The organism is Algoriphagus aquaeductus, assembly GCF_003253485.1.
Classification (GTDB): Bacteria; Bacteroidota; Bacteroidia; order Cytophagales; family Cyclobacteriaceae; genus Algoriphagus; species Algoriphagus aquaeductus.
Genome location: NZ_QKTX01000005.1, coordinates 26,235 through 52,288, shown reverse-complemented (window position 1 = coordinate 52,288; position 26,054 = coordinate 26,235). Strand labels below are relative to the sequence as shown.

The following is a 26,054-nucleotide window of genomic DNA, read 5'->3' as shown; positions in this document are numbered from 1 at the left end:
AGGGATCAATTTTAGAAAATTAAATTCTCCTTAAACTCTTTTAACACGGGTGGTTTACCCTATTCCGATTCATTGGATACCTTTGATATTCAATGAAACCCCATCTTTTTCTCGTTTTTGGATTACTCCTCTGTTGGAATGCCTACGGTCAGGTGACTTATTCAGGTAATGTGATTGATGCCTTGGATAAAAAATACCTGGAGGGAGTAGAGGTCTCGGTGCTGGGCAAAAACAAGGTGCTAACCAATTCCAGAGGATATTTTTCGATCTCGGCGATCATGGGCGATACGCTTCAGTTAAGTTTTCCGGGATTTTTGGAAAGAAAAATTGTACTGAATGAGGAGCGGTTTATGCTTTTGGAACTTCAGGATCGGGCCAGACTACTCCCTACCTTCCAAGTCAAAGCTGAACCTTATCGGTTTCGTTTTAAAGATGGGAAACTTTACCTGTCTGAAGATGAGCCGGAAGCTGAAAAAAGGCTAAGTCAGCAAGTCGGATTGGGGACCATCAGTTCTGATTCTCCTCAAGGCGTCTTGGTGATCTATGGTCCCATCAGTTATTTCACCAAACGAAACAGGCAACTCAGGCAGTATGAGGAGAAATTGGAATGGCTCAGGAGGAGAGCAGGTTACCTGGAAGTCATTGATTCTGATTCGATCCGCAATGAATTGATGGCCAATTATCGCCTAGATCGGACGCAATGGGATCATACCATTGTCAGGTTCAATGAATTTCATCAAGCACATGAGTTTTTGGACTGGTCCAAGGAGCGGGTACTGAATGCGCTCCGTGAGTTTTTTAGGATTGAGAATTACCTGTCGGATTAATTTTTCCGCTTGAAAGACCAATTGACAAAGAATTTTGCGACCACTTCACCGGAAGTGTTTTTTCCGGTAGAAACCATAGTCAATTGCGAGGTGTCTCCGGGATTCATTTGGTCGATCCGTTCAAACAACTCCAATCCTTGGTCGCAGGCAAAAATGATTTTGGTATTGGCTTTTTTATAATACTCTGCCCGAAAATCCACAACCAACATGCTGAAACTTCCCCTTCCTGCCAATGCCAACTGACAAAGCGCTCCGGTACTCAATTCTGCAGCACCCGCCAAAGCGGCAAAGTAAATGGACCTGAAGGGATTTTGAGACCTCCAAAAATAGGGAATGCTTACTTCACAGGCTTCCTGATCAAGTTTTTTGACTTTCAATCTCCAAAAGACTGCTGAGGGCAATTTGATCAGCATGGCCAACCAAAAAATCACCGGGTGGGTCATCTTCCTTTGGTATTCCCGTGCAGCAGGATTTAGTGTGGATAGTTGGTTTGTGCTCATACTTGACGAATTTGTATCAAATTAAGAAAAATTGTCGCTGAGCCGAACCTTGGTACTCTTTTTGAATTTTTATTGACATCTAAACAAGCTGAAACATAAAATGGAGCCTGTCTGAGGCAGGCCGGCATGTTGATAAAAGTTACAAACTGGAATAATTATCCATCCTCGGAAGATTCCTTTTGACCTTGAAAAAAATTACAAATTATATACCTATGAAAAAGATAGCCTTAATTTTTGTTCTTGGATTGATGGCCTATGCGTGCGCAAAAGTTCCTCTGACAGGCCGCAGTCAATTGGCCCTGATCGGAAGTTCCGAGTTGCAGCCTCTGGTCAATGAAGAATACCAAAAAGCACTCAAAGCCAATAAATTGCTTACCAATACCAAAGATGGCCAAATGGTGGTCAATGTGGGGAATCGGATGGCTAAATCTGTGGAAAAATACCTGAAGGATAACGGATATGGGGATTTAGTCAACGATTTGGCTTGGGAATTCAACTTGTTGGAAAGTGATCAGGTTAACGCATGGTGTATGCCGGGAGGTAAAGTGGCGTTTTACACCGGAATTTTACCGATTACCAAAGACGAAACAGGAATCGCTGTGGTAATGGGGCATGAGATTGCCCATGCAGTCGCTTCACATGCCAGAGAGCGAATTTCCAACAGTATGTTGCTCAACGGACTGCTCGGTGGAGCCGCTGCCGCAATGGGGCAGAACCCGACCCTGATGCAGCAAATTATCCTTCAGGGTGTGGGTGCAGGTTCTCAATTGGGGATGTTGAAATTTTCCAGAAAACACGAATTGGAAGCCGATGAAATGGGATTGATCTTTATGGCGATGGCAGGATATGATCCAAGGCAAGCGCCGATTTTTTGGGAAAGAATGTCAGCGGCAGGTGGGGCCGCTCCTCCGGAATTTCTCTCCACGCACCCGGGTCCTGATCGACGAATCGAACGACTCAACTCCAATATGGCCAAAGCCATGGAGTATTATACCGCGGCCAGATAAAAATTTGGGTTAAAATAGTTCAGGGTTCGGAGTTCTAGGTGGTTGAAACCTAGAACATCGAACCCTGAACCTTTATCTTGGCAATTGCTTTTTTCAACGATTGGTAAGTGCTCGCAATTTCACCTGAGTCAGCTTTCGCTTGGTGTCCAATGGGAAATCTCCTTTCATCATCCATTCGTAGTATCCCGGTTCCTCCTTCAGCGCTTGTTCGATGGTTTTTCCTTTGTGCTTGCCGAAATTGAAAATTTCCTGGCCCTGGGAATTGAAAACAAAACGACCGGCTAAGTCCACCATTTTTTCATTCACCAATTCATGGATTTTTTTCATGTCGTTTTCAAATACTCCCAGTTTGTTTCCCTGAAGGTCTTCCACTTCTTCGCCCAAGTATCGTTCGATTTGGGCTCTAAACACATCTACAGTTGCCAAGGTGTCGGCCTCAGCGCTATGGGCATTTTCAAGTTTTTTTCCGCAATAGAACTTGTAAGCAGCGCTCAGGTTTCTCTTTTCCATCAGGTGAAAAATCTTCTGGGCATCCAGCAGATTTCTTCGGTCCAGATCAAAATCGATTCCCGAACGAAGAAACTCTTCCACCAAAAGCGGAATGTCATATTTCAGCACATTGAATCCGGCTAAATCCGAATGACCGATAAAGTTGAACACCTCTCGGGCAATGTCCTTAAAATGGGGTTCGTTTTTGATGTCCTTATCATAGATGCCATGGATGAGCGAGGCTTCCAAGGGAATGGGAATTCCGGGATTCACTCGTCGGGTATAGATCTGCTGTCCCCCGTCAGGGGTCAGTTTGACGATCGAGATTTCCACGATTCGGTCGGTGGATACATTGGTGCCGGTGGCTTCCAGATCAAAAAATGCAATAGGGTTTTTAACGTTAAGCTTCATGTGTTTGAAATTTGGCTTTTAGCGGTTCGAGGTCCAGATTGTCATAATTGCCCGAACTCATCAAAAGCAGATTGGTATGGGAATAGTCCCGTGCTAGGAGAAAATCTCTTAAAGCTGCACTTTCTGTGAATAGGATCAAATCTTTTCGCTTAAATCCCTCCTGAAGTGTGGCTTCGTCCATCAGCTCCAGTTTCTTTAATGCCACCGCGTGCGGATTGAGGTAAATCACTGCGACATCGGCTTCGTCCATGGTATGGGCATAGTTGGGCAGGAAGGCCTTGTTCAAGGAAGAATAGGTGTGCAATTCCTGCACAGCGATCAGTTTTCGCTCAGGAAACTGATTTTTCACTGCATTGACCGTCGCCTTGAGCTTGGAAGGAGCATGTGCAAAGTCCCGAAACAGAATTCCGTTTTCACTTTGAGCCAGTATTTCCTGTCGTTTTGCTGCTCCTTTGAAGGTGGGGATGGATTGGTAAAATTGATCTGGGCTCAATCCCAAAGATTCACAGATATACAGAGCTCCTTGGAGGTTTTGAAGATTGTGATCTCCGAAAATCCCGATTTCTACCTCTCCCTTTGGAGTGATGAGATGGGTTTTTCCTTGAATGATCTTGGCAGGATGAGCCTGATAAGGTTGTTTTTGTCCCTTGGTTGAGGATTTCTCCGAAGCAGTTTTCACCAGTGGATCTACTTCGCAATAGATCAATTTCCCGTCATTGGGAGTTCGATCCATCAGGTTGGAAAACTGTGCCTTGTATTCCTCAAAATCCGGGAAAACATTGAAATGATCCCAAGCGATTCCGCTGACCAAAGCAATGTCATGTCGGTAATGAAAAAACTTGGGTGTCCGGTCGATCGGAGAGGTCAGGTATTCATCCCCCTCGATCACAATAACCGGAGCATCCGATAGCCGCACCATCAATTCAAAACCTTCGATTTGGGCTCCAACAAGGTAGTCAAAATCCATCCCTTGATCCTTGAGCACGTGGAGAATCATGGAAGTGATGGAGGTTTTGCCATGTGAACCGGCGATGACCACCCGTTTTTTATCCTGGCTTTGATTGAAAATGAATTCTGGAAAGGAATATACCGGAATCCCCAATTCCTGAGCTCGAATCAATTCCGGGTTATCGATTCGGGCATGCATACCCAAGATGATTCCATCCAGGTCTGCATGGATTTTTTCCGGGAACCAACCCAGTTTTTCAGGTAAGATTCCCGCTTTTTCGAGTCTGGTTCGGGAGGGTTCGTAAATTTCATCATCGCTGCCGGTAATTTGATAACCTTTCTTGACCAAAGCCAAGGAGAGATTGTGCATGACCGCCCCACCAATAGCGATGAAATGATACTTTTTCATAAAAGGAAAAATCTTGAATAAGAACCTCAAACTTAAAAATAAAAATCCTGAGCCAAGGAAAACCTCATTTTTCATTTCTGAGATTTTTTTAGGGGTCGGGTTTTTGGCTAATTTCGGCCGATTGAATTTTTGACCGAGATGCTGCCTGATAAGTTTGCGTATTTGACTATGGCTTTGCTCTATTTGCTAGCCTGGTGGGTTATTTACTTGAGAAGTCCCTGGAAGAGTGGGATGATAAAAGTAGGAATCATAGGAGGTCTGATGGGGATCATCGCAGAGGTTTGGTATTTCCATGATTATTGGAGGCCACCTATGATTTTGGCAGAAGGTTGGCCGGGAATTGAGGACTTTATTATTGGCTTTGCCATGTTTGGGGTGGGAGGATACATTCATTCTGCATATACTAGGAGGGAAATTGATTATGACAGGCAAACTCCCGCCAAAAACAGGGATTTCTTTATCCTTTGGGTCTTGGGATGCACCAGTCTGACGGTTTTTAGTTTGGTGCTGAAGATTCATTCGGGGTACGTGACTTTCCTCACTTTTATGGGATTGGCGATTTACATCTGGATTCAGCGGCCCGACCTGATCCAAATTTCCCTGATTTCCGGAGTTTCTACCTTGGGGATTGTGATGGTGATCTATTACATCACCTTTGGGGTGTTGTATCCTCACTTTTGGGATACGTATGGAATGCTCAATGATGAGCCAATCCTGGGACATAAAATTTTGAGTATCCCCGTTTCGGAGATGCTATGGCACTTTAGCTGGGCCGTTCTCTGCTCCATGTTTAGGGGTTATCGCAATGGAGTTTATTACAAAGATGCCTCCACTTCTGAGGCTTGATTTTTGCTGAAAGGCCCATGAGAAAATGCTTCTCTCGCAATTTGTCCCGTCCGTCGCGGCGGATCGGGAGGGAAATGATTATCCAGGGCATTCTCCCAATAAAAGATCAGGACAGGCTACCTGCCTTCGGTAGGCAGGTCTGACCATTAAAAATCAAATTATAATCACGTGAAATGCCCATGAGAAAATGCTTCTCACACAGGGGAATGATTATCCGGGGCATTCCATCTGGCCATTAAAAATCAAATTATAAACAGATGAAAAGGACATGTTGATAAGTTTTGGAAAACTTGTTCAAAACTCTTCCTTTCCAGCCGATACATTTGCTTTATGACTGAAAATACCAACCAACCCCGCATCACCCGCAAAAAACCTTCTTTTGACAATCCTGCCAATCTTCTTGGGAAAATTCCACCTCAGGCGGTCGAGCTGGAAGAGGCGGTTTTGGGTGCTTTGATGCTGGAAAAGGACGCTCTGACCAATGTGATCGATATTCTGAAAGTCGAAAGCTTCTACAAGGAATCGCACAAGGTGATTTTTCAGGCGATTTTGGATCTTTTTACCGAAAGTCAGCCCATTGACCTTTTGACCGTCACTACGCAGCTTCGCAAAAATGGCGCACTGGAAGTGGCCGGAGGGGCATTTTATGTGACCGAATTGACTTCCAAGGTGGCTTCAGCTGCCAATATTGAGTATCACGCACGGATCATCACCGAGCAATCCATCAAAAGAGAACTGATCCGCATTTCTTCCGAAATCCAGAAGGATGCCTTCGAAGATACCACGGATGTGTTTGAGCTTCTGGATAAAATGGAGCAGTCCATGTTTGAAATTTCTGAGAAAAATATCCGGAAAAATTACTCTGACATGCGCTCCATCATGCGGGATGCAATTGCTGAACTGGAGGAGCGAAAAAACCAAAAGGACGGACTTACCGGCGTTCCATCAGGTTTTACAGCCTTGGATCGAGTGACCTCGGGCTGGCAAAAGTCAGATTTGGTGATCATCGCGGCCCGACCTGCGATGGGAAAGACAGCATTCGTGTTGTCTGTACTTCGAAATGCAGCGGTAGACCATAGCCGTCCGGTAGCGATTTTTTCTTTGGAGATGTCTTCCGTCCAATTGGTCAATCGATTGATTTCCTCGGAAGCTGAATTGGATTCTGAAAAAATCAAAAAAGGAACTTTGGCCGATCATGAGTGGGCCCAGTTGGTACATAAAACGGCCAAACTATCCAAAGCCCCGCTTTTTGTGGATGATACACCGGCCCTTTCTATTTTGGAACTGCGGGCCAAATGCCGAAAGCTAAAGGCCCAGCATGATATTCAGATGGTGGTCATTGACTACTTGCAGCTGATGTCGGGTGATTCGAAAAGCGGGGGCCAAGGAGGGAACCGGGAACAGGAAATTGCCAGTATTTCACGGGCATTGAAAAAAATCGCCAAAGAATTGAGCATCCCTGTCATTGCACTTTCTCAGCTTTCCCGAGCGGTGGAGACGAGAGGTGGAGACAAGCGTCCCCAGCTTTCGGATCTTCGGGAATCTGGAGCGATAGAGCAAGACGCGGATATGGTTATGTTTCTCTACCGTCCGGAATACTATGGCATCACGGAAGACGAAGGCGGAGCATCTACCCAAGGGGTAGGGGAAGTCATCATCGCCAAGCACCGTAATGGTTCTTTGGAAAATGTCAAACTTCGCTTTATTGGAAAATATACCAAGTTTACCGACTTGGACGGCGGTATCAACTATCCATCCAATCAATCCGGAGAGGTGAGTTATTCGCATAAGTTTACTTCCAGCGCTTCGGGAGTGTCTTCTTTTGACTCCGGCAATACCATCAAACTCCCAAGTAAGGCCAACGAAGATGACATGGATCGGGTGTTCAAAGGAGGAAATGATCCGGCGCCATTCTAAAAATCTATGAAAGGAATAGTATTAAACAGAGCCCTGGAGGATAAAATCCAGTTGAGTGATTTGCCTTTGCCAGAGCCTAAGAAGGACGAGGTCATCGTACGAATCAAAGCAGCAGCCCTTAATCATCGGGATGAATGGAGTCGAAAAGGATTGTATCCCAATCTCAAGGATGGAATTGTTTTGGGATCGGATGGAGCAGGGATTGTAGAAACCGTGGGATCTGATGAATTTTCCCATTGGCTGGGAAAAGAAGTGATCATTAATCCTGCCCTTCATTGGGGAGCCAATCAGTTGGTGCAGAGCAGGAATTTTGAAATTCTGGGAATGCCGAGAAATGGAACCTTGGCAGAGTATGTAGCTGTGCCGGCTGATCGGATTCACTCCAAGCCCTCCCACTTGACTTGGGAGGAAGCGGCAGCTTTACCATTGGCCGGGCTGACCGCTTTTCGGGCTTTGGTGTATCAGGGACAAGTCAAATCCGGTGAAAAAGTATTGGTCACCGGAATCGGTGGAGGAGTGGCTCAATTTGCCGCTCAATTTGCGTTGGCTTTGGTAGCAGAGGTCTATGTCAGCAGCAGTAAAGAAGAAAAATCACAAAAGGCGCTTTCGCTTGGGGTGAAAGCCTCCTTTAATTATACCTCCGAGGCTTGGGTTCAGGAAGCTTTGGACCAAACCGGAGGTTTTGATTTGATTATTGACGGAGCGGCCGGAGATCCTTTAAATCAGCTCATATCGGTAACAAAACCCGGTGGCAGAATTGTATTTTATGGGGCGACTATGGGGAATCCCGGGAAGCTGGAAGCCCGGAAGATTTTTTGGAACCAGCTGAAGATTATGGGATCTACGATGGGATCAGACCGGGATTTTGACGGAATGATGGAGCTCGTGGAAAAGTATCAAATTCACCCGCTAGTCGATGGAGTTTTTCCTTTGGAAAAGGCAGTGGAAGCATTCGATCGGATGAAAAAAGGGCTTCAGCTGGGCAAGATCGTCCTTACTCCTTGACGACTTCGTAGGTTTCTCCAAATTCCTTCCAAGCAATGCGGTAAATCTCGGATTTGTCAGTGGGGATGACCAGGTAGTCTCCGGGTTTGATAATGACGGTTTCTTTCCATGGCGCCTGAAACTCCAAAATATCTTGGGCACCCAATGCCGCAAGATCCGCCGCGGTCATTTCCTTGGCATATATTTCCCCTTTCGGACTGTAGCATCCCCAACCATCTCCGATAGAATGTCTCAGGGTATATTTTTTTTCAAAAGTTTCTGCTTTTACCAAGTACTTTTCCTCGGCAGAAGTTTGGTTTTCAACCAACCAATCTCCTTCTTCTGCGGTATTTCTGGTTTCTTCTCCATCACTGGTTCGGGTGACCACCACAAGACCTGGCTTTGCCTTTTTTGCTTTGATAAGGCTCTTTTTTTTGTACTTCTTCCCCTGAGATTTGAGATGGGAATAAAAGTGTGAAAGCATTTCCTCTTGAGTGATCATTTGAATTCCGGGGTGTTGGTTACAGGGTTGATCAAAATACAGGTTAAAAATAGAACAACCTAATGAGTTAGCGGAGTTAGTGCGTCTTTTGGTCAGTTTTTATTCCAGGTCCGTTTCAAACAAGAAATTCTGATACGCATTTTTCAGCTCTTTTTGTGCCTTCTCGTTTTGTTGGAGAGAGGCCAGTTTGATTCCATTTTCAAAGACCTGTCTTGCTTTTTCCCATTGGTGGTGCTCAATGAAAAAATGGGCAGAAGGGAAGTAGGCAGGCAGATAATTCGGGAAATTTTCCAAAACATATTCAAATATCCTGAGTGCCTCTGCGGGGTCTTTTTCTTTGATTTCAAGAGCCAGCGCATAATGGTTAAATGGATCTTGTGGTTCCTCCAAAATATAGTTTCTCAAGACTTGAATCCTGTCCAAATTGCTCATGAATTGTTTTTTTAATTAGGCTTTGCCTGTTATTTTCACGCGAAATAAATCTAAAATAATCTAACTCTAAACCAATGAAGATTCTTGTTTGTATCACACACGTACCGGATACGACTTCCAAGATTCAATTTACTGCCAACAATACCAAGTTTGATACTACTGGGGTTCAATTTATTATTGGACCTTACGATGATTACGCTTTGGCAAGGGCAGTCGAGTTGCGGGATCAGACGGGAGGCAGTCTTACGGTATTAAATGTAGGTGAAGCTGAGACCGAGCCCACCCTACGCAAGGCCTTGGCAATCGGAGCAGATGATGCGATCCGGGTCAATGCTTTTCCGAAAGACTCCTATTTTGTAGCCAAGCAGATCGCGCATTACGCCAAAGAAGGAGGGTATGAGTTGATCTTAATGGGCAGAGAATCTATTGATTTCAATGGAGGGATGGTTCATGGCATGGTTGGGGAATTGTTGGGAATGCCATCTTTCTCACCGGTAATGAAACTGGACCTGGAAGGAAATACCGTGAAAATGGCCCGAGAAATCGAAGGCGGGAAAGAGTATTTGGAGGCGCAGTTGCCCTTGATTGCAGGTTGCCAAGAACCCATTGCCGAGTGGAAAATTCCAAATATGAGAGGTATTATGTCCGCCAGAACCAAGCCATTGAACGTGGTGGAGGCAGTGACCCAGAAAACCCAGGCAGAAGCATCAAGCTATCAGTTGCCTCCTGCAAAAGGTTCGGTGAAACTGATCGACAAAGATCAGGTTTCCGAATTGGTGAAATTGCTCAAAAACGAGGCAAAAGTACTTTAATTAATTTCCAATAATCCAAATAAAATCAAGAGGTTATGTCAATCCTTGTATATATAGAACACGCAGAAGGTAAAGTAAAAAAAACCAGTTTGGAAGCCGTGTCATTTGCTCATGCGCTATCCGGTAAAACGGGCGAAGGTGAGGTGGTGGCAGTAGCTTTGGGGACAGTTTCTGCAGATGAATTGGCCGCCGTGGGTAAAGCCGGTGCTGCCAAAGTTCTGCATTCCAGCGATGAGAGATTAAACGCAGGGGTTATTCAGGCCCATGCTACCGCTGTAGCCCAGGCATTCGCTGCTGTTGGGGCGAAAACTCTGGTGTTGGCCAAATCTTCCCTGGGAGATGCTGTAGCAGCCCGCTTGGCGATCAAGCTGAATGCTGGCTTGGTTTCCAATGTAGTTGAATTGCCTTCCACCTCAGCAGGGTATGTAGTCAAAAGAAGTATCTATACCGGAAAAGCATTTGCCGAAACCACCGTGACTACCGAGAATAAAATTCTGGCGGTCAAAAAAAATGCGGTGGATTTGAAAACAGACGGTACTGAGGCAGTCGTGGAGAATCTTTCTGTGACAATTTCAGATTCGGATTTTGCTTCCAAAATTACCTCTACTGAAAGAGCAACCGGAGAAGTGCTTTTACCCGAGGCGGATATTGTGGTATCCGGTGGCCGTGGAATGAAAGGCCCGGAGAACTGGGGTATGCTGGAAGATCTTGCAAAAACCTTGGGTGCGGCGACGGGTTGCTCCAAGCCAGTATCCGATATCGGATGGAGGCCACATCACGAGCACGTGGGTCAGACCGGGGTAAAAGTTGCACCTAGTTTATACGTCGCAGTAGGAATTTCAGGCGCGATTCAACATCTTGCAGGTGTTAATTCCTCAAAGTGCATTGTGGTGATCAACAAAGACCCGGAAGCGCCATTTTTCAAAGCAGCGGATTACGGGATAGTAGGAGATGCTTTTGAGATAGTACCCAAACTTACTGACGCACTTAAAGCAGAACTTTAATTTTTGTGGAAAAACTGGTAGAACTGGAAATCTTGGGACTTTCGTCCAATCACTCTCAATCAGGATCTTTTACGCTGGTCATGGGAGAGGTGGATGGTATCAGAAGGTTGCCGATAGTCATTGGAATGTTTGAAGCTCAGGCCATTGCCATCGAGATAGAAAAGATCATACCCAATCGGCCTATGACCCATGATTTATTCAAGTCCTTTGCTGACCAATTTCAGTTTGATATCGAAAGAATCGTCATTTCAGACATGAAGGAGGGCGTTTTTTACGCCAAAATTCACTGTAAAAGCAGCGTAGTAGAATCAGAGATAGATTCACGTCCTTCTGACGCGATTGCGATTGCGGTTCGATTTGGCGCATCGATATTCTGTTCAGAAAAAGTCATGGCTGAAGCAGGGATTGAGTTTACAGAAGAGGAAAAGCGGGAAGAAACAAAGGTTCCTAAAGCACCCGCTCCAAAGCCGGCCGCCACAAAAGAAGGCTCACTGAAGGATTATAGTCTCGATAAGTTGAATCAATTGCTTGAAAAGGCAATCAACAATGAAGACTATGAACGAGCGGCCCGAATTCGGGATGAGATCAACAAAAGAAACTGATACCTGAGCCCTGAATTTTTTCAGGGCTTTTTTCTTGCCCAATATTGGCCTATTTTTAGCCCCTGGTATTAATCTCAATGCATGGATTACTTAAGAGGAGCCCTTGGTCTGGCCGTCATCGTTTTGGTGGCATTTATTTTTTCAAATAATCGAAAAAAAATCGACTGGAGACTGGTCGTCATCGGTATTGCACTTCAATTGGTTTTTGGATTTCTGATTACAAAGGTGGAGTTCGTCAAAGACGGATTTCAGCTGCTATCTGAAGGATTTGTCAAGTTCCTCAGTTTCAGTGAAGCTGGAGCAAGGTTTATTTTTGGAGATTTGGCAGGAGACAGTTTCGGTTTCATTTTCGCGTTTAAAGTGCTTCCCACGATTATCTTCTTTTCTACGGTTTCTTCTGGTTTGTACTACCTGGGGATTTTACAGAAAATCGTTTACGGCATTGCTTGGGTTATGGCAAGGACGATGAGGCTTTCCGGTCCTGAGTCCCTTTCTGCGGCAGGCAATATTTTCCTGGGCCAAACGGAAGCCCCGCTTTTGGTCAGACCCTTTATTCCTCAAATGAGTAAGTCTGAACTGATGTGCTTGATGACAGGAGGGATGGCTACAATTGCAGGAGGGGTTTTAGCAGGATATGTGGCCTTTTTGGGAGGGGATAGTTTGGAAGAGCAAAGCAAATTTGCGGCGTATCTCTTGGGTGCAAGTATTATGAATGCGCCTGCGGCGATTGTACTCTCCAAGATTTTCATCCCGGAAACTGAGAAAGAAATCAAACAGGATAAACTCCAAGTGAATGAAGAGGCCATGGGAGTCAATCTGATCGATGCCATGTCGATCGGTGCAGCCGAAGGACTCAAGTTAGCACTCAACGTGGGCGGAATGTTGCTGGCATTTATCGCGGTGATAGCAGCGGTGAATTATGGGCTGAGCGGAATGATAGGGGAATACACCGGGTTGAATGCTTGGGTAGAATCCAGCACCGGAGGACAGTTTAAAGGATTTTCTTTGGAATATATTTTTGGACAGATATTTCGGTTGTTTGCCTGGATTATCGGAGTGGATTGGGTTGATAGCCTACAAGTAGGTAGTTTATTGGGGCAAAAGACGGTAATCAATGAGTTTGTGGCATACCTGAGCCTTTCCGAGATGAAAGAAGCAGCGACGTTAAATGCAAAATCGATTGTCATCGCTACCTATGCGCTTTGTGGATTTTCTAATTTCAGTTCGATTGCGATTCAGCTGGGAGGGATATCCATCATCGCGCCCAATCAGCAGGGCAACTTAAGCAGGCTGGGATTGAAATCGCTGTTGGCCGCTTCTTTGGCTTGTCTGATGACTGCGACGATTGCGGGAATGCTGTTTTAATTCAGACGCTAGATTTCAGACGCAAGAAGTTAGATATAGTCCTACAACTTTTCCAAAGTTCCAAACTTTGGAAAAGTTCTTAACCCAGAACCAGGCATCATTTAAGAAGATTGAAAAGAAAAACAATTAGAAAGTGTAAAGTAGAATCAGGAGGAGACAAAACAGAAAAGTAAGTTCAACTCGTGTAATCCTATACAACAAAAGAAGAGGCTGTCCATAAGAAGGGCAGCCTCTAATTTTTATCCTTAAAAGATTCTGATCGAAATTTCAAATAAATATTTTGTAGCTATTTAGGTGACTTCAAGAGTCGCATCTTTCACTCAAAATTCCTTATTCTATGGTCTTGAGTCTAGTGTCTAAAGTCTCATTTTCCATAGAGCTGCTTACTCACTTCCTCGTATTTGTCACCGGCTTTCCATGCTGGGCGTTGATCCCAATTGGCGATTTTCTGTGCTGAGAGAATAAAGGCTTTCCAATAGATCTGGGCATAATCCAAATCAAAATTGTCTACATGATCACCGGCTTTGTGATAATATTTTTGAATACTGTCATCAAAAGCAGTAAATCCTAAAGAGAAAGTCGGGGCTGGAATTCCTTTTCTTGCAAAGTTGACATTGTCAGAGCGGTCATAAAGTCCTTGTTCAGGAGAGGGATCTGAGACAGCTTTTACCCCAAATTCCGCGGCAGCTTCCTCCAATAGAAAATCCCCGCTTGTTCTCCCTAATCCGATCACTGTAATCAGTGAAGTGTCATTGTATCCGGCATTGTCAATGTTGAGGTTGTAAACGATTTGATCCAAGGGAACCAAAGGATTATTTGCGAAATAGGCACTACCCAACAAGCCCTTTTCTTCTGCCGTCCAGAGGGCCAATAGGATGGATCGTTTTGGTGGATTCTGAGCAAAATATTTCGCGGCATTCATCACAGCTACTGTTCCTACGGCATTGTCCCGAGCACCATTGTAGATCGAATCCCCTTGTGCATCCGGCGTACCCACTCCTACGTGATCATAATGTGCAGAAAGTAGCACATATTCATTCTTGAGGTTTGGATCCGTCCCTTCAATCCAGGCCACAACATTCTTTCCATCCACCGATCGGTTTGTTTTGCCGGTAATTTCTAAGTTAGCCTTGGTCAAGACATCCCCCCTCAGTTGATTTTTCAGGTCTTCCACCCAGATATAGGTCAAATCACTGGAAGAACCTTGATCCAACGTGAGGGTTGCCCGATTTAGAAAGTTGGACGCCAATTGCCAAGGCACTGCAGGGGCATTGAATCGCTCAATCAAAGCCACGGCTCCGGCTTCTTTTGCCCTTTTGCTTTTTTCTCCACCCAAGGAAAAAAGATCAGAGGGAGTCAATCTATTGGGCGCACCCACATTGGCCACTGCTATTTTACCTTTGAGGTCTTTTCCTGCAAAGTCCTCTTCCATTCCAAATCCGACTTCAACCAGTTCAAAGGTCCCGGTGAGGGACTTTCCGTCCAGCACCAGCATATTTTTGCCTTGGGCATAATCTGTGATTCCAATGGTTAGTTTTCCTGACTTTGGAGGGGAGGAAAGTCGAAAAGGAATGTTTTGATAAAAGCCATCAGCACCGGGGATCGGTTTTGCCCCTGCTTTTTCAAGTGATGAGGCGATAAAGGTATAGGCTAGCTTCATTTCCGGTCGGGCAGGGTCACGGCCCATCAGTTCATCTGAAGCAAGGTAGGTAAATTCAGAAATGGCGGTTTTGCCATCAAATTTTTTCTCGATATCCTGCTTTTGGGCCAAAACCAGCGAGCCGGAAATAACCAAAAGCCCGAGAGTCAACAGGGATTTTTGCATAGGGTAATTAATTGAATTGGTCTAAAGTAATGGAAAATTCAGAATCGGGTGATTCGCTTATAAAATTTCCTTCGGATTCCAGCCTAATTCCTGCATGATTGTTCGGAAATGTACAGGAGGAGGGCAGGAAAGGCTTATTTTCTCCAAAGAAAGGGGATGATCAAAGCTGAGTTTCCAGGCATGGAGCAGCAAATTCTGCAAACCAAACTGGCGCTCAAAAAAGATGTTTTGCTTGTTGTCTCCGTGTTTCTTATCACCGATTATATAGTGTCGAATATGAGCCAAATGTCTTCGGATTTGATGAGTGCGGCCGGTAAGTAAATCTACCTCAATAAGACTATATCTACTGGTCGGATAGCGACCTGTTGAATTGAACGGAATTTCGGATTCGGCTAAAACCCGAAATCTTGTTTGTGCTTCCTGAGGTCTGTTGGATCGCTCACTGGTGAGTGGATGATCGATCAGCCCTTCTTTTTCCTGAGGAATTCCTCTTGCAATGGTCAGATAGGTTTTTTGAACTTCCCGATCCATGAATTTTGCCTTTAATGCGGGGAGGATTTCTTCATTTTTGGCAAAAAGCAAAAGGCCACTTGTCGCTCGATCGAGGCGGTGAACAGGTGCTACCCAAGAACCGATTTGGTCCCGAAGCTGGATCAATGCATTTTCATCCTCTCCAAATGCCTGTCGGGTACGGTGGACCAGCAGACCGGCAGGCTTATCGATAATGACCAGATGTTCGTCTTCGAAGATGATTTCAAGCATGTTTTTTTGACCACAGAGGGCACGAAGGGAATAGGAGAGGACTCAAAGAAAGGAATTAAGAAATACTTTTTCCCACAGATTTACACGGATCAAAATCACAGATTTTCCAGATTAAAAAATATCCGTGAAAATCTGTGGCTTTTTCTGTGCCCATCTGTGGGATATGACTCAAAAAATAGTTCCGGAACCGATGCATTCTTCACCTTGGTACCATGCCACAAACTGGCCGGAGGCGATTCCTTTTTGTGCATTTTCGAAGAGCACATACAAGCCAATTTCCTTCATGATCAAAGTCGCTTTGGACAAGGGCTGACGGTAGCGGATTCGGGCCACATATTCTGCATACTGACCGGGGGCCAAAGCCAAGTCTTCCCGAATCCAGTGAACTTGATCTTTTTTGACAAACAGGCCAAAACGATTCAATCCCGGATGCTCTTCTCCCAGTCCGGTGTATATCACATTTTCTCGAGTATCTGTAGAGATTACGAAAAGCGGTTTTCCTGTTCCTCCGACCTGCAAGCCTTTCCGCTGACCAACGGTGAAGTAATGCGCACCATTGTGTTCGCCCAATACTTTTCCCTGATCAGCCGTGTAATGAATTGGCAGACACACCGCATCCAAAGTCTCTTGATCCCAATCCTGTGGTTCAATTCCGGCGGGTACTTTTAGTCTGTCAAATACCGGTAAATTCTCCGGTATTTGGATGATTTTTCCTTTTTTAGGCTTGAGCTGCTGCTGAAGAAAGTCGGGAAGTCTTACTTTCCCGATAAAACAAAGTCCTTGAGAATCCTTTTTTTCCGCTGTAATCAAATCTGCAGCTTTGGCGATTTCCCGAACTTGAGGCTTTTGTAAATGTCCAATCGGGAATAGTGCCTTGGCCAATTGTGCCTGTGACAACTGACAGAGAAAATAGCTTTGATCCTTATTGGGGTCGGCTCCGGCAATCAGTTGATAGACCGGATTTCCGTCCACTTCGAATTCCCGCTTTTGACAATAGTGGCCGGTGGCAACAAAATCAGCTTTGAGCTTTTGGGCGGCTTTGAGGAAGATATCGAATTTGATTTCCCGATTGCACAGGATATCCGGGTTGGGGGTCCGGCCAGCTTCGTATTCTGCAAACATGTAATCCACGATGCGTTCGCGATATTCTTCGCTGAGATCGATGGCTTGGAAGGGGATTCCGAGTTTTTCGGCCACGAGCATGGCATCGGTGGAGTCCTCCATCCAAGGGCATTCGTTGGAGATGGTGACGGATTCATCGTGCCAGTTTTTCATAAACATGCCGATGACTTCGTAGCCCTGATCGATTAAAAGTTTGGCAGCCACGCTGCTGTCCACACCGCCGGAGAGGCCGACGACTACTCTAGGTTTTGTTTTCATAAGTAATGGTTAATGGATTCAAGGTCCATTAGGTTACGGGATGGAAACGTTTTTAAACTTTGGATAAGTTCACGAAGGTAGAGAAATCAGAGATTTGAAATTTGAGATTTGAAAAATTGTCTTTAAGAGTGAATCCAAAATAATTTTTCAATCTTGTACTCTTTCAATCTTCCAATTCCATGTCATCCCTCGAAACCCGCATCAAAAATGGTGATTTTATCCCCGAACTCCAGTTTCAGACTGCCCGAAGCAGCGGTCCGGGAGGGCAGAATGTCAATAAGGTGGAGACTAAAGTCCAACTCAAGTTCGATGTGAATAATTCCCTGATTTTAAGCGAGGAGGAAAAATTGACTTTGCTTCAAAAAGCTTCGAATAAGATCGATCAGGAGGGATTTTTGCAGCTTTCATCCCAAGAAAAACGGTCACAGATCCAAAATAAAGAATTGGTCATCCGAAAGTTTTACGATCTGCTTCGAACTGCATTTCACAAGAAAAAAATCCGAAAAGCCACCAAACCTTCCAAAGGCGCTATTGAGGATCGACTCAAATCCAAAAAGGCGAAAGCAGAGAAAAAGGCGAATCGGAACTGGAAGTTGTAAGATTGGCGAAATTTATTTTCAATTGGTCGAGTCTATTGATTGATATACTTGGAAAAGCTTAGAGGATGATTCAATTTTGGTTTTAAAATCAACCTTTTTAAAAACCTCTTCTTCTTTCATTAATGAATCTATCTCATACCATCAAATCCTTTCAGGAACTCAGTATCCACGAGCTCTACGACCTTTTACGGCTAAGAGCTGAGGTCTTTATTGTAGAGCAAAATTGTCCCTACTTGGACCTGGACAACAAGGATCAAAAGTGTGATCATCTGCTGGTATATGATTCTCAACGCTTGGTGGGATATTGCCGCTTGCTACCGGCTGGAGTTTCCTTTGATGAAATTTCCATTGGACGGGTGATTTCTGCACCTTCCCATCGTGGTACAGGTGTAGGAAAAATTGTCATGGAATTGGGTATTCGCTACTGTAAGGAACTCTTTGGTGCTGGACCGATTCGAATTGGTGCTCAAGTGTATGCCAAACCGTTTTATGAGGCCTTGGGCTTTGTGGAAGAGGGGGAGGAGTATCTTGAGGATGATATTCCTCATGTGGAGATGGTGAGACCTTAGGATAATCACCGCATTGATTTAGGTATTGAGTGAGAGAAAAAAAAGGAACAGACTCTCGTCCATTCCTTTCCTTTTAATCCGAAATCAAAATACCGAAATCCGATATCCTGCATTACCACGCTATCCCATAATCATCTCCATAATTACTCGCGCCCCCCCATAAGGTGCCATGCTTCCAGTCGATCCAGATGGCGGTGATAGGGCCGGAGGTTTTGTTCCAAAAATCCATGATGTATCCTTTTCGGAGTAGATCTCTTCGGATCCATTCCGGTGTGTCTTCACGAAGGGTGATGGCTCCCGGACGGATTTCATGGTCCCCAAAGCTGCTTTGCATTTGGTAGGAATTGAAGTTGGGGGCTTCGACAGCTTCCTGCACATTCATGTCAAACTCGACCACATTCAGGAAAAACTGCAGGAGGTTCTGATCCTGAGAATCACCGCCCTGAACAGAGAAGGCTAGGTAGGGCTTTCCGTCTTTCATCGCCAGGCTTGGAGTCAAGGTCACTCTCGGTCGCTTGCCCGGTTCGGGCAGGTTGTAGGGATTCAGGTTTTCGTCCAAAACAAAGCTTTGCATCCGCTGAGAAAGTCCTACGCCGGTATTTCCGGCAATGACTGCGGGAATCCAACCGCCGGATGGAGTCACCGAAACGACCCAACCTTCCGCATCTGCTGTCTGGACAGATGTAGTACCGCTTTGGAAGTCTGCTAGGAATTTTTCATCCAAACCAGCTTTAAGATCTTCAGGAGAAAGGGCAGCGACGGTTTGCTTGTTTTTGTTCAGTAGGTTGAGGTAGGGATTGCTTTCCCCTTGGTAAGGGTAGGGGTCGCCTGCGGTGATTTTGGGGTCATTGACCTCGCCGATCAGTTTGGCACGTTCTTTTGCATATTCTTTGGAAAGAAGACTTTTCATGGGAGACTTCACAAATGCCGGATCACCGTAGTAAAAATCCCGGTCTGCAAAGGCCAAACTCATCGCCTGATAGACGGTGTTGATGTAATTAGCCGAGTTGTAGCCCATGGACTTCAGGTCAAAGTTTTCCAGAATGTTCAAGGACTGAAGCAAAGCAGGTCCTTGTGTCCATTCCTGAAGTTTGTACACGTCCACCCCCCGGTAGTTGACCTGAAGGGGTTCTTCGATTTTCACTTTCCAGTTGGCTAAATCCGCTTCTGTAAACAAACCTCCCTGCTCTCGGGTACCTCTCACGATTTCTTTGGCAATGTCACCTTTGTAAAAACGGTCATAGGCCGCATAGATGGCTTCTTTTCGGCTTTTCTTGGCTTTCAATGCGGCTCGTTCGGCTTCCACAAGTTTGAGAAGCGTTTGGTACAAATCTTCCTGCACGAAGATTTCTCCGGCCGATGGCGCCTCTCTTTGCTCACCCAAGTGAGGTAAAAATACCTTTTTGGAATAGGGCCATTCTTTGATTTTATCCTTGTTGTTTTCGATGGCATTGGCGGTTTGGGCTTCGATCGGGTAGCCTTTGGCCAAGTCCATAGCAGGCTTGAGCACCTGCTCCAGACTCATGGTGCCAAACTCTGCCAACATGGTCATGATCCCTCCAGGCGTACCTGGAGTGGTCGCCGCCAAAGGACCAAATTGCGGTGGGTAATCCATACCTTGAGATTTGTAAAAATCTACGGTGGCACCGGTGGGAGCAACGCCCATAGCATTGATTCCGATAACTTTTTTTGTGTTTGGATTATAGATCAAGGCTTGGGTTTCGCCTCCCCAAGAGAGGACGTCCCACATAGTGGATGTGGCGGCAATCATCGCGCAGGCAGCGTCTACGGCATTTCCTCCTTGCTGGAAAATCATGGAGCCGGCTGTGGCCGCGAGAGGTTTGCCGGTGATAGCTACCCAATTTTTGCCATGAAGAATGGGGCGATTATTTGGTGTGGTGCCTGCACCGAGGCCAGGTAATCCCTGAGCTAAAGCATTCCAGGAAATAAAAAGGAATGCCAGAAAGTAAATTTTTTTCATTAGGGTGATGGTTGGGTGTTTAATTTTCATCCAGAAGCTGACTCATGATGGGTACAAAACCTGGATAGAGGGAATTGTAATAAGTGAAGATCTGAAAGATTGAACTGGTTTGCTTGAGATCAATTTGGTTTTCGTTGACAAATGCCTCGACCTGAGAAGCTTTATCTCCGAAAATCAAGAAAAGGTCTTTCCTTTTTTTAGGCACTTCATAGAGATCTTTTTCTCTCAAATAGTAATAGACATTCCGCTTGATTATCTGATCGTTGCGGTTGCCGACCATCAGTGCTGTGTTGTAATTCGATTCTTTGAAAATAGCCTTAGTCCTTCGCATCAGGGGTAGCTGTCCCTCCACGATCACTTCAAAAAAACCGGATATCGGCGCTCCATCTTCCCGGAAGTCCATTCCGTTGACAAAATATCGGGGTACCTTGTAGCTGCTGTCCATCCACACAATATTTTGTACCCGATAACCCTGAAGGGTGGTGATTTGGAAGGTTTCCGGCTCCATCAATTCAAAGTTGTTGGAGTTGATATTGTATCTCACTCGAAAGTCTTCCAGAATTTCCTGATCTCTGTAAAGAAGAATCGAAGCCAAATTCCATTTTTTATCCAAGTAAAAATTGCCCTCTACCTTTTTTGGATCAGGTGGGATACCATACACCATATTTCCGCCTATAAAATTCGGGCGTTCGACTAATAATCTACTGACATTGGTGGAGCGGATGGTTTTTTGCAGGGCAGCACCTGTTCCTTCACTTCCGAATTTGACCAGATACAATTCCCCTAAATTGAGATCTTCGGTCACCCGGATGATTTTTTCAAATAAATTATACCCTTGATAGGCGATGGCCAAGGTGTATTTTTCCTCTGGAATACCTTCGAGGGAAAAGTTTCCCACTCCTCCGGTGATTCCTCCAAAAGCCGTATTTCGAAGGGTGACTGTGGCTCCCTCGATGAATTCTTTGGAGTCTGAGTCCAATACTCTTCCTTTGACACTATATTTTTGTGCAAACAGATTGCCACCTAACAAAGTAAGGACGAGAAGAGTGAGCGCATAGCGAAGGAAGGATGGTCTCATTTTTTTCAACTTGGGTATCAATATAAACCAAACTAAAGAGTGATACTAAATGATTTACATGGAAAAATCCTTTCCAAGGCTTGATTCCCAAATTTTCTTCTAAATTCCTGTATCTTTGGATGATCGGTATTTTTCCGATCCCTTTTTACCTAATAAAATCACCTTAAGTTGAATTTTCAGTCATTTAATTTCGAGTCGTCTCTTCAGGAGGGGCTTGATGCCATGGGTTTTGATCAACCCACCCCCATTCAGCAATTGGCCATTCCGGTCATTATGGAAGGAAAAGATCTCATAGCCTGTGCCCAAACAGGTACCGGTAAGACAGCGGCTTTTGTCCTTCCGATCTTAAACAAGATTTCCAAATCAGGATCTACTTCTCTTAATACACTGATTTTGGCTCCTACGCGTGAGTTGGCCATTCAGATCGATCAGCAGATTCAGGGTTTTTCCTATTTTTTGGGAGTAAGCTCTGTTCCGATTTATGGAGGAGGAGACGGTGTCATTTGGGAGCAACAGAAAAAAGCGCTGGAAACAGGCGCTGAAATCGTAGTTGCTACGCCAGGCAGGTTGATTGCTTTACTGGCTGGTGGAAAGATGGATTTGAGCTCGCTCGAACACTTAATTCTTGACGAAGCGGACCGAATGATGGACATGGGTTTTTCTGATGATATCCTCAAAATCGTCAATTATCTCCCTAAAAACCGTCAAACCATCCTTTTCTCAGCGACCATGCCACCCAAAATCCGTCAATTCAGTATGAAAATTCTGAACAAACCGGAGGAAATCTCCATTGCCATTGGCAAAACGGCAGAAGGAGTGACCCAATCCATGTACTCGGTCTATGATACCCAAAAGGAGGAATTGGTCCGTCATATCCTGTCCCAAAAAGCGTATGAAGCTGTCATCATTTTTTGCTCGACCAAGGATAAAGTCAAAGCGCTTTACAAGGTGCTGAAAAAAGGATTCGATGTGGAAGCGTTTCATTCTGACCTGGAGCAGGTAGAACGGGAAAAAATCATGTCGGCCTTCAAAAATAAGGCAGTGAAGATCCTGATCGGGACGGATATTATTTCCAGAGGTATCGATGTGGTAGGAATCGAATTGGTTATCAATTATGATACGCCCAGCGATCCGGAAGACTATGTGCACCGGGTTGGCAGAACCGCCAGAGCGGACAAAGAAGGAGAAGCCATCACTTTTGTCAATCCTAAAGACCAACACAAATTTGTCCGTATCGAAAAGCTGATCGGGATGAGCGTAACCCAAAATCCTCTTCCAGAGCATATGGAAAAAGGACCTGAATACGCTGGAGACAAGCCCAAAAAGGAATTTTCCAAGCCAAATCCTGATAAGAGCAAAAAGAAAAAAAAGAAGAAAAAGCCGAGTGGTCAAGAATCATCAGCTACCAAGGAGCAGTCAAAGCCAAGATCGGAAGTGGAAGTGCGGGCTCCTAGGCCAGAACGGCCCAAGGAATCTGAGGCGCTAAAATCAGAAACAAAACCGAGTAAATACGGACAGCGAAAGAACGTGATTGATCCTTGATATTTAGCGTGATAGGTTGGCAATTGTGAAGTACTTCAGGTAACTTGAAGTACTTTTCATTTTTATGCCAAATGCCATGCAATACTTAAAACTTAGATCCAGCGGCCCTTTTGTCTCCTATCTTCAAGAGCTTTTGGGAAAATCAGGGTATCAGATTCCCGCCACCGGTTACTTTGGAAACCTTACCGATGCAGCTGTCAGAGATTTTCAACGAAAAAACGGTCTGGTAGTAGACGGAGAGGTAGGAGTGAAAACTTGGACCCTCTTGGTAGACAAAACCAGACCTGCCCAAACTTTAGCAGATAAGTTTCTGAGCGAACAAGACTTAAAAGATTTTGCCCAAAAGCACCAGTTGGAGCTTCCCGCGGTCAAGGCAGTCAATGAGGTAGAAAGCAGTGGCAAAGGTTTTTTGATAGATGGAAAGCCTAAAATCCTGTTTGAAGGCCATATTTTCTGGAAACAGCTACAGGAGCGGGGCTTCAATCCCAATTTGATCTCCAACCCTTCCAACTCGGATGTATTATATTCCAGGTGGACAAAGAGCCACTACATCGGTGGACCCAGAGAATATGACAGACTTGAAAAAGCAGCCTCCTTATTACCGGATCCAAAAGTAAGAGAAGCCGCACTTGCCTCTGCATCTTGGGGAAGCTACCAGATCATGGGATTTCATGCTAAAAAATTGGGGTATGCTTCAGTTCAGGAATTTGTGGATCAGATGTACATCCATGAACGAAATCAATTAGAAGCCTTCGGAAGATACATCACAGTCTTTGGATGTATCCAGCATTTAAAGGCGAAAAACTGGGCTAAGTTTGCGCATTGTTATAATGGCCCAGCTTACGCCCAAAATAAATACGATATCAAATTGGAGAATGCTTACCGGAAACATCTTAATCATTCATGAATCTAAAGGAATTTAATCTGTTGTTTCAGAGGGATTTATCCAAGCTGGAAGAGGAGCTGAGGGCTTACCAAAATGAAGCTCATCTTTGGATGGTGGACCAGGGTATTTCCAACTCGGCAGGAAATCTGGCTTTGCATCTTTTTGGAAATCTTAGGCATTTTATCGGTTTGGATTTGGGTGGTATTGCCTATGAAAGAAACAGAGAAAGAGAGTTTGCTCATAAGGGAGAACCTAGAGAAGCCTTGCTTCAGGAACTCTCGGAAGTAAAGGGTGTCGTGGAGCAGTCACTGCTCAACCTTCATCCTGATCGCCTTGGCGATATGTCTTTGCACGCTTTTTTTGGGCATCCCATGACCATTGGCTATTTTCTGATCCACCTCTATGGGCATTTCAATTATCATTTAGGTCAGATAAATTACCATCGCAGGTTGCTGGATCAATAGAATCGTCCGTCATAAAATGGGAATCAACGTGATTTTTTCAGGAATGAGGAGAATATTTTTGGTTACATTACATGCATGGTAGGTCTCCTCGTTAACCTTCTTTTGTTTTACGCCATTCTTTTCCTGATCAATGTTCCGGCCTATTTTCTAGGGTTGCGGTTTGAAGGAAATGAGAAAAGGAAAAGGCTTTGGTTTGAGCCTCCCGGATTTGTAATTCCCCTCGTTTGGGTATTTTTATTTTTTCTCTTGGCCATTTTGAGGTATAACTTGATGCTCATCCAAGAGTCCAATTTAGCCTCCATGACTATTTTGTTGGCCGTGATTTGTTCGAGTTATGCCTATTACACCCTTGGCTTGGAAAAATTGACTGGGATCTCTGCCTTGAAATTTGGACTTTTTGGAAATATACTGGTGATTCTTGCGGCATTATGGGTAGGGAGGAAGGTGTCAGATCTTTCAGCAGGACTTTCTTATTTAGTTTTCCCGATTGTGGTATGGACTTTTTTTGCCACCATGATCATCCTTGGGCAACTTAGGCTATCCAAAAATTAGCTTTTTGAGGCTCTGCTGTCAAATGCATACAGCATTGCTCCCAAAAGCAATATTCCGATTCCGGCCAAGCTCTCTTTGGGCCTGTCCCAAACCAAATAGCCCATAATTGCCGAGCTGAAGATCAGATAAATGATTTGCAAAAGGGGTTTAAATGGTGTCTTAAAGCCATTTTCTTTTTGGATTCTAAGGGAGGAAAAGATGGTGACAGTGCCCATCAGCTGAAGGACAAATCCCGCATAGAGCATTACCTGCTCAAATGATCCTGAAACGAAAAGAATAAGGCTGATGGCAGAATTGAGAAAAATCGCCCGAACAGGTATACCGTTGGAATTTATTTTCGCCAATGGGTGCCAAAGTTTGAAGTCCTTGGCCATGGCATAGGTCACTCTCGGGCCAACCCAGGCATAGCCTGAAATCGTAGCGATCAACTGGATACCGATAAAGAAACTAACCCAAAGTGCACCGCCGCTTCCCAACAGGTTTCCAAATGCAATGTCTGCTACTTCTACTTTTCCGCTCAGTTGATCCACAGAGGCATGCTTGAGCAGGACCAATTGGAGTAAGATGTAAATCACCATGACGGAAAGGGTGGCGGAAATAAGTGCTTTGGGAAGGTTTTTTTGCGGTTGATCCACTTCTTCAATGATATATGCTGCCGAATTCCACCCGGTGTAGGCATAAAAGACATAAATCAAAGACACTGCAAATCCGGGTAGTAATACCTCCTCTTGCCAAGAAGAGGAAAGGTCAATGGCTGACACCTCAACTTTTGAACCGGAAAAAAGACCCATCCCAATCAAAACGAGCACAAACAGGATTTTGACCAAGGTCATTAGGTCCTGAAATTGTGCAGATCTACTGACTGAAAAGATATGTGCAATCGGAACTGCCAATAAAAAGAACAGTCCGGGTAAAATACTTTGGCCAAAAAGCGGGCTGAGGTAATTATTCATCGCCATGGCTGCAATGGCAATGGGGGCAGAAAATCCGACCACCAAAGACACCCAAGCATACAAATAGCCGACAGAAGGATGGATGGATTCCGAAAGAAATATGTAATCGCCGCCGGTTCTCCGAAAGTGAGTTCCCAATTCTGCATAAACAAAAGATCCGATGAGGGCCATGATTCCACCAACCATCCATAAGATCAAAATAGTCCAGGTGTTCTGAACAACAGCAAGTTGAAAACCCAGACTGGTAAATACCCCAGTTCCGATCATATTGGCCACGACCAGACCCGCTGCGGTTTTCCAGGAGATTTTAGAGTTTGATAGCATTTCAGTTCAAATTAGTGGAAAGGCAGACACAAAAAAAAGCATCCCGAAACTCAGGATGCTTTTTCTTATTACTGGTGGTTTTTA

Annotated in this window: 26 protein-coding genes; 15 read left to right on the top strand and 11 right to left on the bottom strand. The window is 44.8% G+C overall.

Annotated features, from left to right (window positions below):
* The first annotated feature begins 92 nt into the window (after window positions 1–92).
* Window positions 93–827 carry a peptidase associated/transthyretin-like domain-containing protein gene (locus CLV31_RS08370; RefSeq protein ID WP_111392440.1) on the top strand — a complete coding sequence of 245 codons (735 nt, stop codon included), beginning with the start codon at window positions 93–95 and terminating at the stop codon, window positions 825–827.
* Here the strand turns inward: CLV31_RS08370 and CLV31_RS08365 are convergent.
* A complete protein-coding gene (locus CLV31_RS08365; RefSeq protein ID WP_111392439.1) occupies window positions 824–1,327 on the bottom strand; it encodes a DUF4442 domain-containing protein in 504 nt (167 codons plus the stop codon). The genes CLV31_RS08370 and CLV31_RS08365 overlap by 4 nt on opposite strands.
* A 212-nt stretch (window positions 1,328–1,539) precedes the next feature.
* Between CLV31_RS08365 and CLV31_RS08360 the strand changes: the two genes are divergently transcribed.
* Window positions 1,540–2,334, top strand: a complete 795-nt coding sequence (locus tag CLV31_RS08360; protein WP_111392438.1) for a M48 family metallopeptidase — start codon at window positions 1,540–1,542, stop codon at window positions 2,332–2,334.
* A 93-nt stretch (window positions 2,335–2,427) separates the two neighbouring features.
* Here the strand turns inward: CLV31_RS08360 and CLV31_RS08355 are convergent, their stop codons facing one another.
* Together CLV31_RS08355 and CLV31_RS08350 are read right to left on the bottom strand one after the other, a co-directional pair.
* A complete protein-coding gene (locus tag CLV31_RS08355; protein WP_111392437.1) occupies window positions 2,428–3,234 on the bottom strand; it encodes a 3'-5' exonuclease in 807 nt (268 codons plus the stop codon).
* A complete protein-coding gene (locus tag CLV31_RS08350) occupies window positions 3,224–4,591 on the bottom strand; it encodes a UDP-N-acetylmuramate--L-alanine ligase (RefSeq protein ID WP_111392630.1) in 1,368 nt (455 codons plus the stop codon). The genes CLV31_RS08355 and CLV31_RS08350 overlap by 11 nt, the downstream gene beginning before the upstream one ends.
* Window positions 4,592–4,729: 138 nt before the next feature.
* On the opposite strand from CLV31_RS08350, the gene CLV31_RS08345 reads away from it, so the two are divergent.
* From CLV31_RS08345 to CLV31_RS08335, 3 genes are all read left to right on the top strand, one after another.
* The gene (locus CLV31_RS08345; RefSeq protein ID WP_111392436.1) at window positions 4,730–5,437 is read left to right on the top strand and encodes a lycopene cyclase domain-containing protein; all 708 of its coding nucleotides are present in this window, start codon (window positions 4,730–4,732) and stop codon (window positions 5,435–5,437) included.
* Window positions 5,438–5,767: 330 nt separating this feature from the next.
* Window positions 5,768–7,354, top strand: coding sequence for a replicative DNA helicase (gene dnaB, locus CLV31_RS08340; RefSeq protein ID WP_111392435.1), 1,587 nt, complete (start codon window positions 5,768–5,770; stop codon window positions 7,352–7,354).
* Between the two features lie 6 nt (window positions 7,355–7,360).
* Window positions 7,361–8,359, top strand: coding sequence for a zinc-binding dehydrogenase (locus tag CLV31_RS08335; protein WP_111392434.1), 999 nt, complete (start codon window positions 7,361–7,363; stop codon window positions 8,357–8,359).
* Here CLV31_RS08335 and CLV31_RS08330 read toward each other — a convergent pair.
* Both CLV31_RS08330 and CLV31_RS08325 read right to left on the bottom strand, forming a co-directional pair.
* The gene (locus tag CLV31_RS08330) at window positions 8,349–8,840 is read right to left on the bottom strand and encodes a hypothetical protein (protein ID WP_111392433.1); all 492 of its coding nucleotides are present in this window, start codon (window positions 8,838–8,840) and stop codon (window positions 8,349–8,351) included. The two genes, CLV31_RS08335 and CLV31_RS08330, sit on opposite strands and share 11 nt — an antisense overlap.
* A 99-nt stretch (window positions 8,841–8,939) precedes the next feature.
* A complete protein-coding gene (locus CLV31_RS08325; RefSeq protein ID WP_111392432.1) occupies window positions 8,940–9,272 on the bottom strand; it encodes a tetratricopeptide repeat protein in 333 nt (110 codons plus the stop codon).
* 74 nt (window positions 9,273–9,346) lie between these two features.
* Between CLV31_RS08325 and CLV31_RS08320 the strand changes: the two genes are divergently transcribed.
* The 4 genes from CLV31_RS08320 to CLV31_RS08305 all read left to right on the top strand — a co-directional run bounded on the left by CLV31_RS08320 (window position 9,347) and on the right by CLV31_RS08305 (window position 13,055).
* Window positions 9,347–10,084, top strand: a complete 738-nt coding sequence (locus CLV31_RS08320) for an electron transfer flavoprotein subunit beta/FixA family protein (RefSeq protein ID WP_111392431.1) — start codon at window positions 9,347–9,349, stop codon at window positions 10,082–10,084.
* 35 nt (window positions 10,085–10,119) lie between these two features.
* Window positions 10,120–11,088, top strand: coding sequence for an electron transfer flavoprotein subunit alpha/FixB family protein (locus CLV31_RS08315; protein ID WP_111392430.1), 969 nt, complete (start codon window positions 10,120–10,122; stop codon window positions 11,086–11,088).
* Window positions 11,089–11,093: 5 nt separating this feature from the next.
* The gene (locus CLV31_RS08310) at window positions 11,094–11,690 is read left to right on the top strand and encodes a bifunctional nuclease family protein (protein ID WP_111392429.1); all 597 of its coding nucleotides are present in this window, start codon (window positions 11,094–11,096) and stop codon (window positions 11,688–11,690) included.
* A gap of 81 nt (window positions 11,691–11,771) precedes the next feature.
* Window positions 11,772–13,055 carry a NupC/NupG family nucleoside CNT transporter gene (locus CLV31_RS08305; protein ID WP_111392428.1) on the top strand — a complete coding sequence of 428 codons (1,284 nt, stop codon included), beginning with the start codon at window positions 11,772–11,774 and terminating at the stop codon, window positions 13,053–13,055.
* Between the two features lie 364 nt (window positions 13,056–13,419).
* On the opposite strand, the gene CLV31_RS08300 is transcribed toward CLV31_RS08305, so the two are convergent.
* The 3 genes from CLV31_RS08300 to mnmA form a co-directional block, all read right to left on the bottom strand.
* Window positions 13,420–14,880, bottom strand: coding sequence for a M28 family peptidase (locus CLV31_RS08300; RefSeq protein ID WP_111392427.1), 1,461 nt, complete (start codon window positions 14,878–14,880; stop codon window positions 13,420–13,422).
* Between the two features lie 57 nt (window positions 14,881–14,937).
* Window positions 14,938–15,642, bottom strand: coding sequence for a pseudouridine synthase (locus tag CLV31_RS08295; RefSeq protein WP_111392426.1), 705 nt, complete (start codon window positions 15,640–15,642; stop codon window positions 14,938–14,940).
* 168 nt (window positions 15,643–15,810) lie between these two features.
* Window positions 15,811–17,022: a tRNA 2-thiouridine(34) synthase MnmA gene (gene mnmA / locus CLV31_RS08290; RefSeq protein WP_111392425.1), complete on the bottom strand. Its 1,212-nt coding sequence runs from the start codon at window positions 17,020–17,022 to the stop codon at window positions 15,811–15,813.
* A gap of 179 nt (window positions 17,023–17,201) precedes the next feature.
* Here mnmA and arfB point away from each other — a divergent pair, with 179 nt between their 5' ends.
* Together arfB and CLV31_RS08280 are read left to right on the top strand one after the other, a co-directional pair.
* Window positions 17,202–17,621 carry an alternative ribosome rescue aminoacyl-tRNA hydrolase ArfB gene (arfB, locus tag CLV31_RS08285; protein WP_111392424.1) on the top strand — a complete coding sequence of 140 codons (420 nt, stop codon included), beginning with the start codon at window positions 17,202–17,204 and terminating at the stop codon, window positions 17,619–17,621.
* A 122-nt stretch (window positions 17,622–17,743) separates the two neighbouring features.
* Window positions 17,744–18,190: a GNAT family N-acetyltransferase gene (locus CLV31_RS08280; protein ID WP_111392423.1), complete on the top strand. Its 447-nt coding sequence runs from the start codon at window positions 17,744–17,746 to the stop codon at window positions 18,188–18,190.
* A gap of 112 nt (window positions 18,191–18,302) precedes the next feature.
* On the opposite strand, the gene CLV31_RS08275 is transcribed toward CLV31_RS08280, so the two are convergent.
* Complete coding sequence (locus tag CLV31_RS08275) at window positions 18,303–20,171, bottom strand: gamma-glutamyltransferase family protein (protein ID WP_111392629.1); 1,869 nt, start codon at window positions 20,169–20,171, stop codon at window positions 18,303–18,305.
* Window positions 20,172–20,190: 19 nt separating this feature from the next.
* Window positions 20,191–21,249 (bottom strand): carboxypeptidase-like regulatory domain-containing protein, encoded by a 1,059-nt coding sequence (locus CLV31_RS08270; RefSeq protein WP_111392422.1) that lies wholly within the window; start codon window positions 21,247–21,249, stop codon window positions 20,191–20,193.
* A 168-nt stretch (window positions 21,250–21,417) separates the two neighbouring features.
* Here CLV31_RS08270 and CLV31_RS08265 point away from each other — a divergent pair, with 168 nt between their 5' ends.
* From CLV31_RS08265 to CLV31_RS08250, 4 genes are all read left to right on the top strand, one after another.
* On the top strand, window positions 21,418–22,791 hold the full coding sequence (locus tag CLV31_RS08265) for a DEAD/DEAH box helicase (RefSeq protein ID WP_111392421.1): 1,374 nt from the start codon (window positions 21,418–21,420) through the stop codon (window positions 22,789–22,791).
* Window positions 22,792–22,867: 76 nt separating this feature from the next.
* On the top strand, window positions 22,868–23,698 hold the full coding sequence (locus tag CLV31_RS08260) for an N-acetylmuramidase domain-containing protein (RefSeq protein WP_111392628.1): 831 nt from the start codon (window positions 22,868–22,870) through the stop codon (window positions 23,696–23,698).
* A complete protein-coding gene (locus tag CLV31_RS08255; protein WP_111392420.1) occupies window positions 23,695–24,141 on the top strand; it encodes a DinB family protein in 447 nt (148 codons plus the stop codon). The genes CLV31_RS08260 and CLV31_RS08255 overlap by 4 nt, the downstream gene beginning before the upstream one ends.
* 75 nt (window positions 24,142–24,216) lie before the next feature.
* Window positions 24,217–24,693 carry a tryptophan-rich sensory protein gene (locus CLV31_RS08250; protein ID WP_111392419.1) on the top strand — a complete coding sequence of 159 codons (477 nt, stop codon included), beginning with the start codon at window positions 24,217–24,219 and terminating at the stop codon, window positions 24,691–24,693.
* Here CLV31_RS08250 and CLV31_RS08245 read toward each other — a convergent pair.
* Entirely contained in the window at window positions 24,690–25,970 is a 1,281-nt protein-coding gene (locus tag CLV31_RS08245) for an APC family permease (protein WP_111392418.1), read from the bottom strand. The two genes, CLV31_RS08250 and CLV31_RS08245, sit on opposite strands and share 4 nt — an antisense overlap.
* Between the last annotated feature and the right edge of the window lie 84 nt (window positions 25,971–26,054).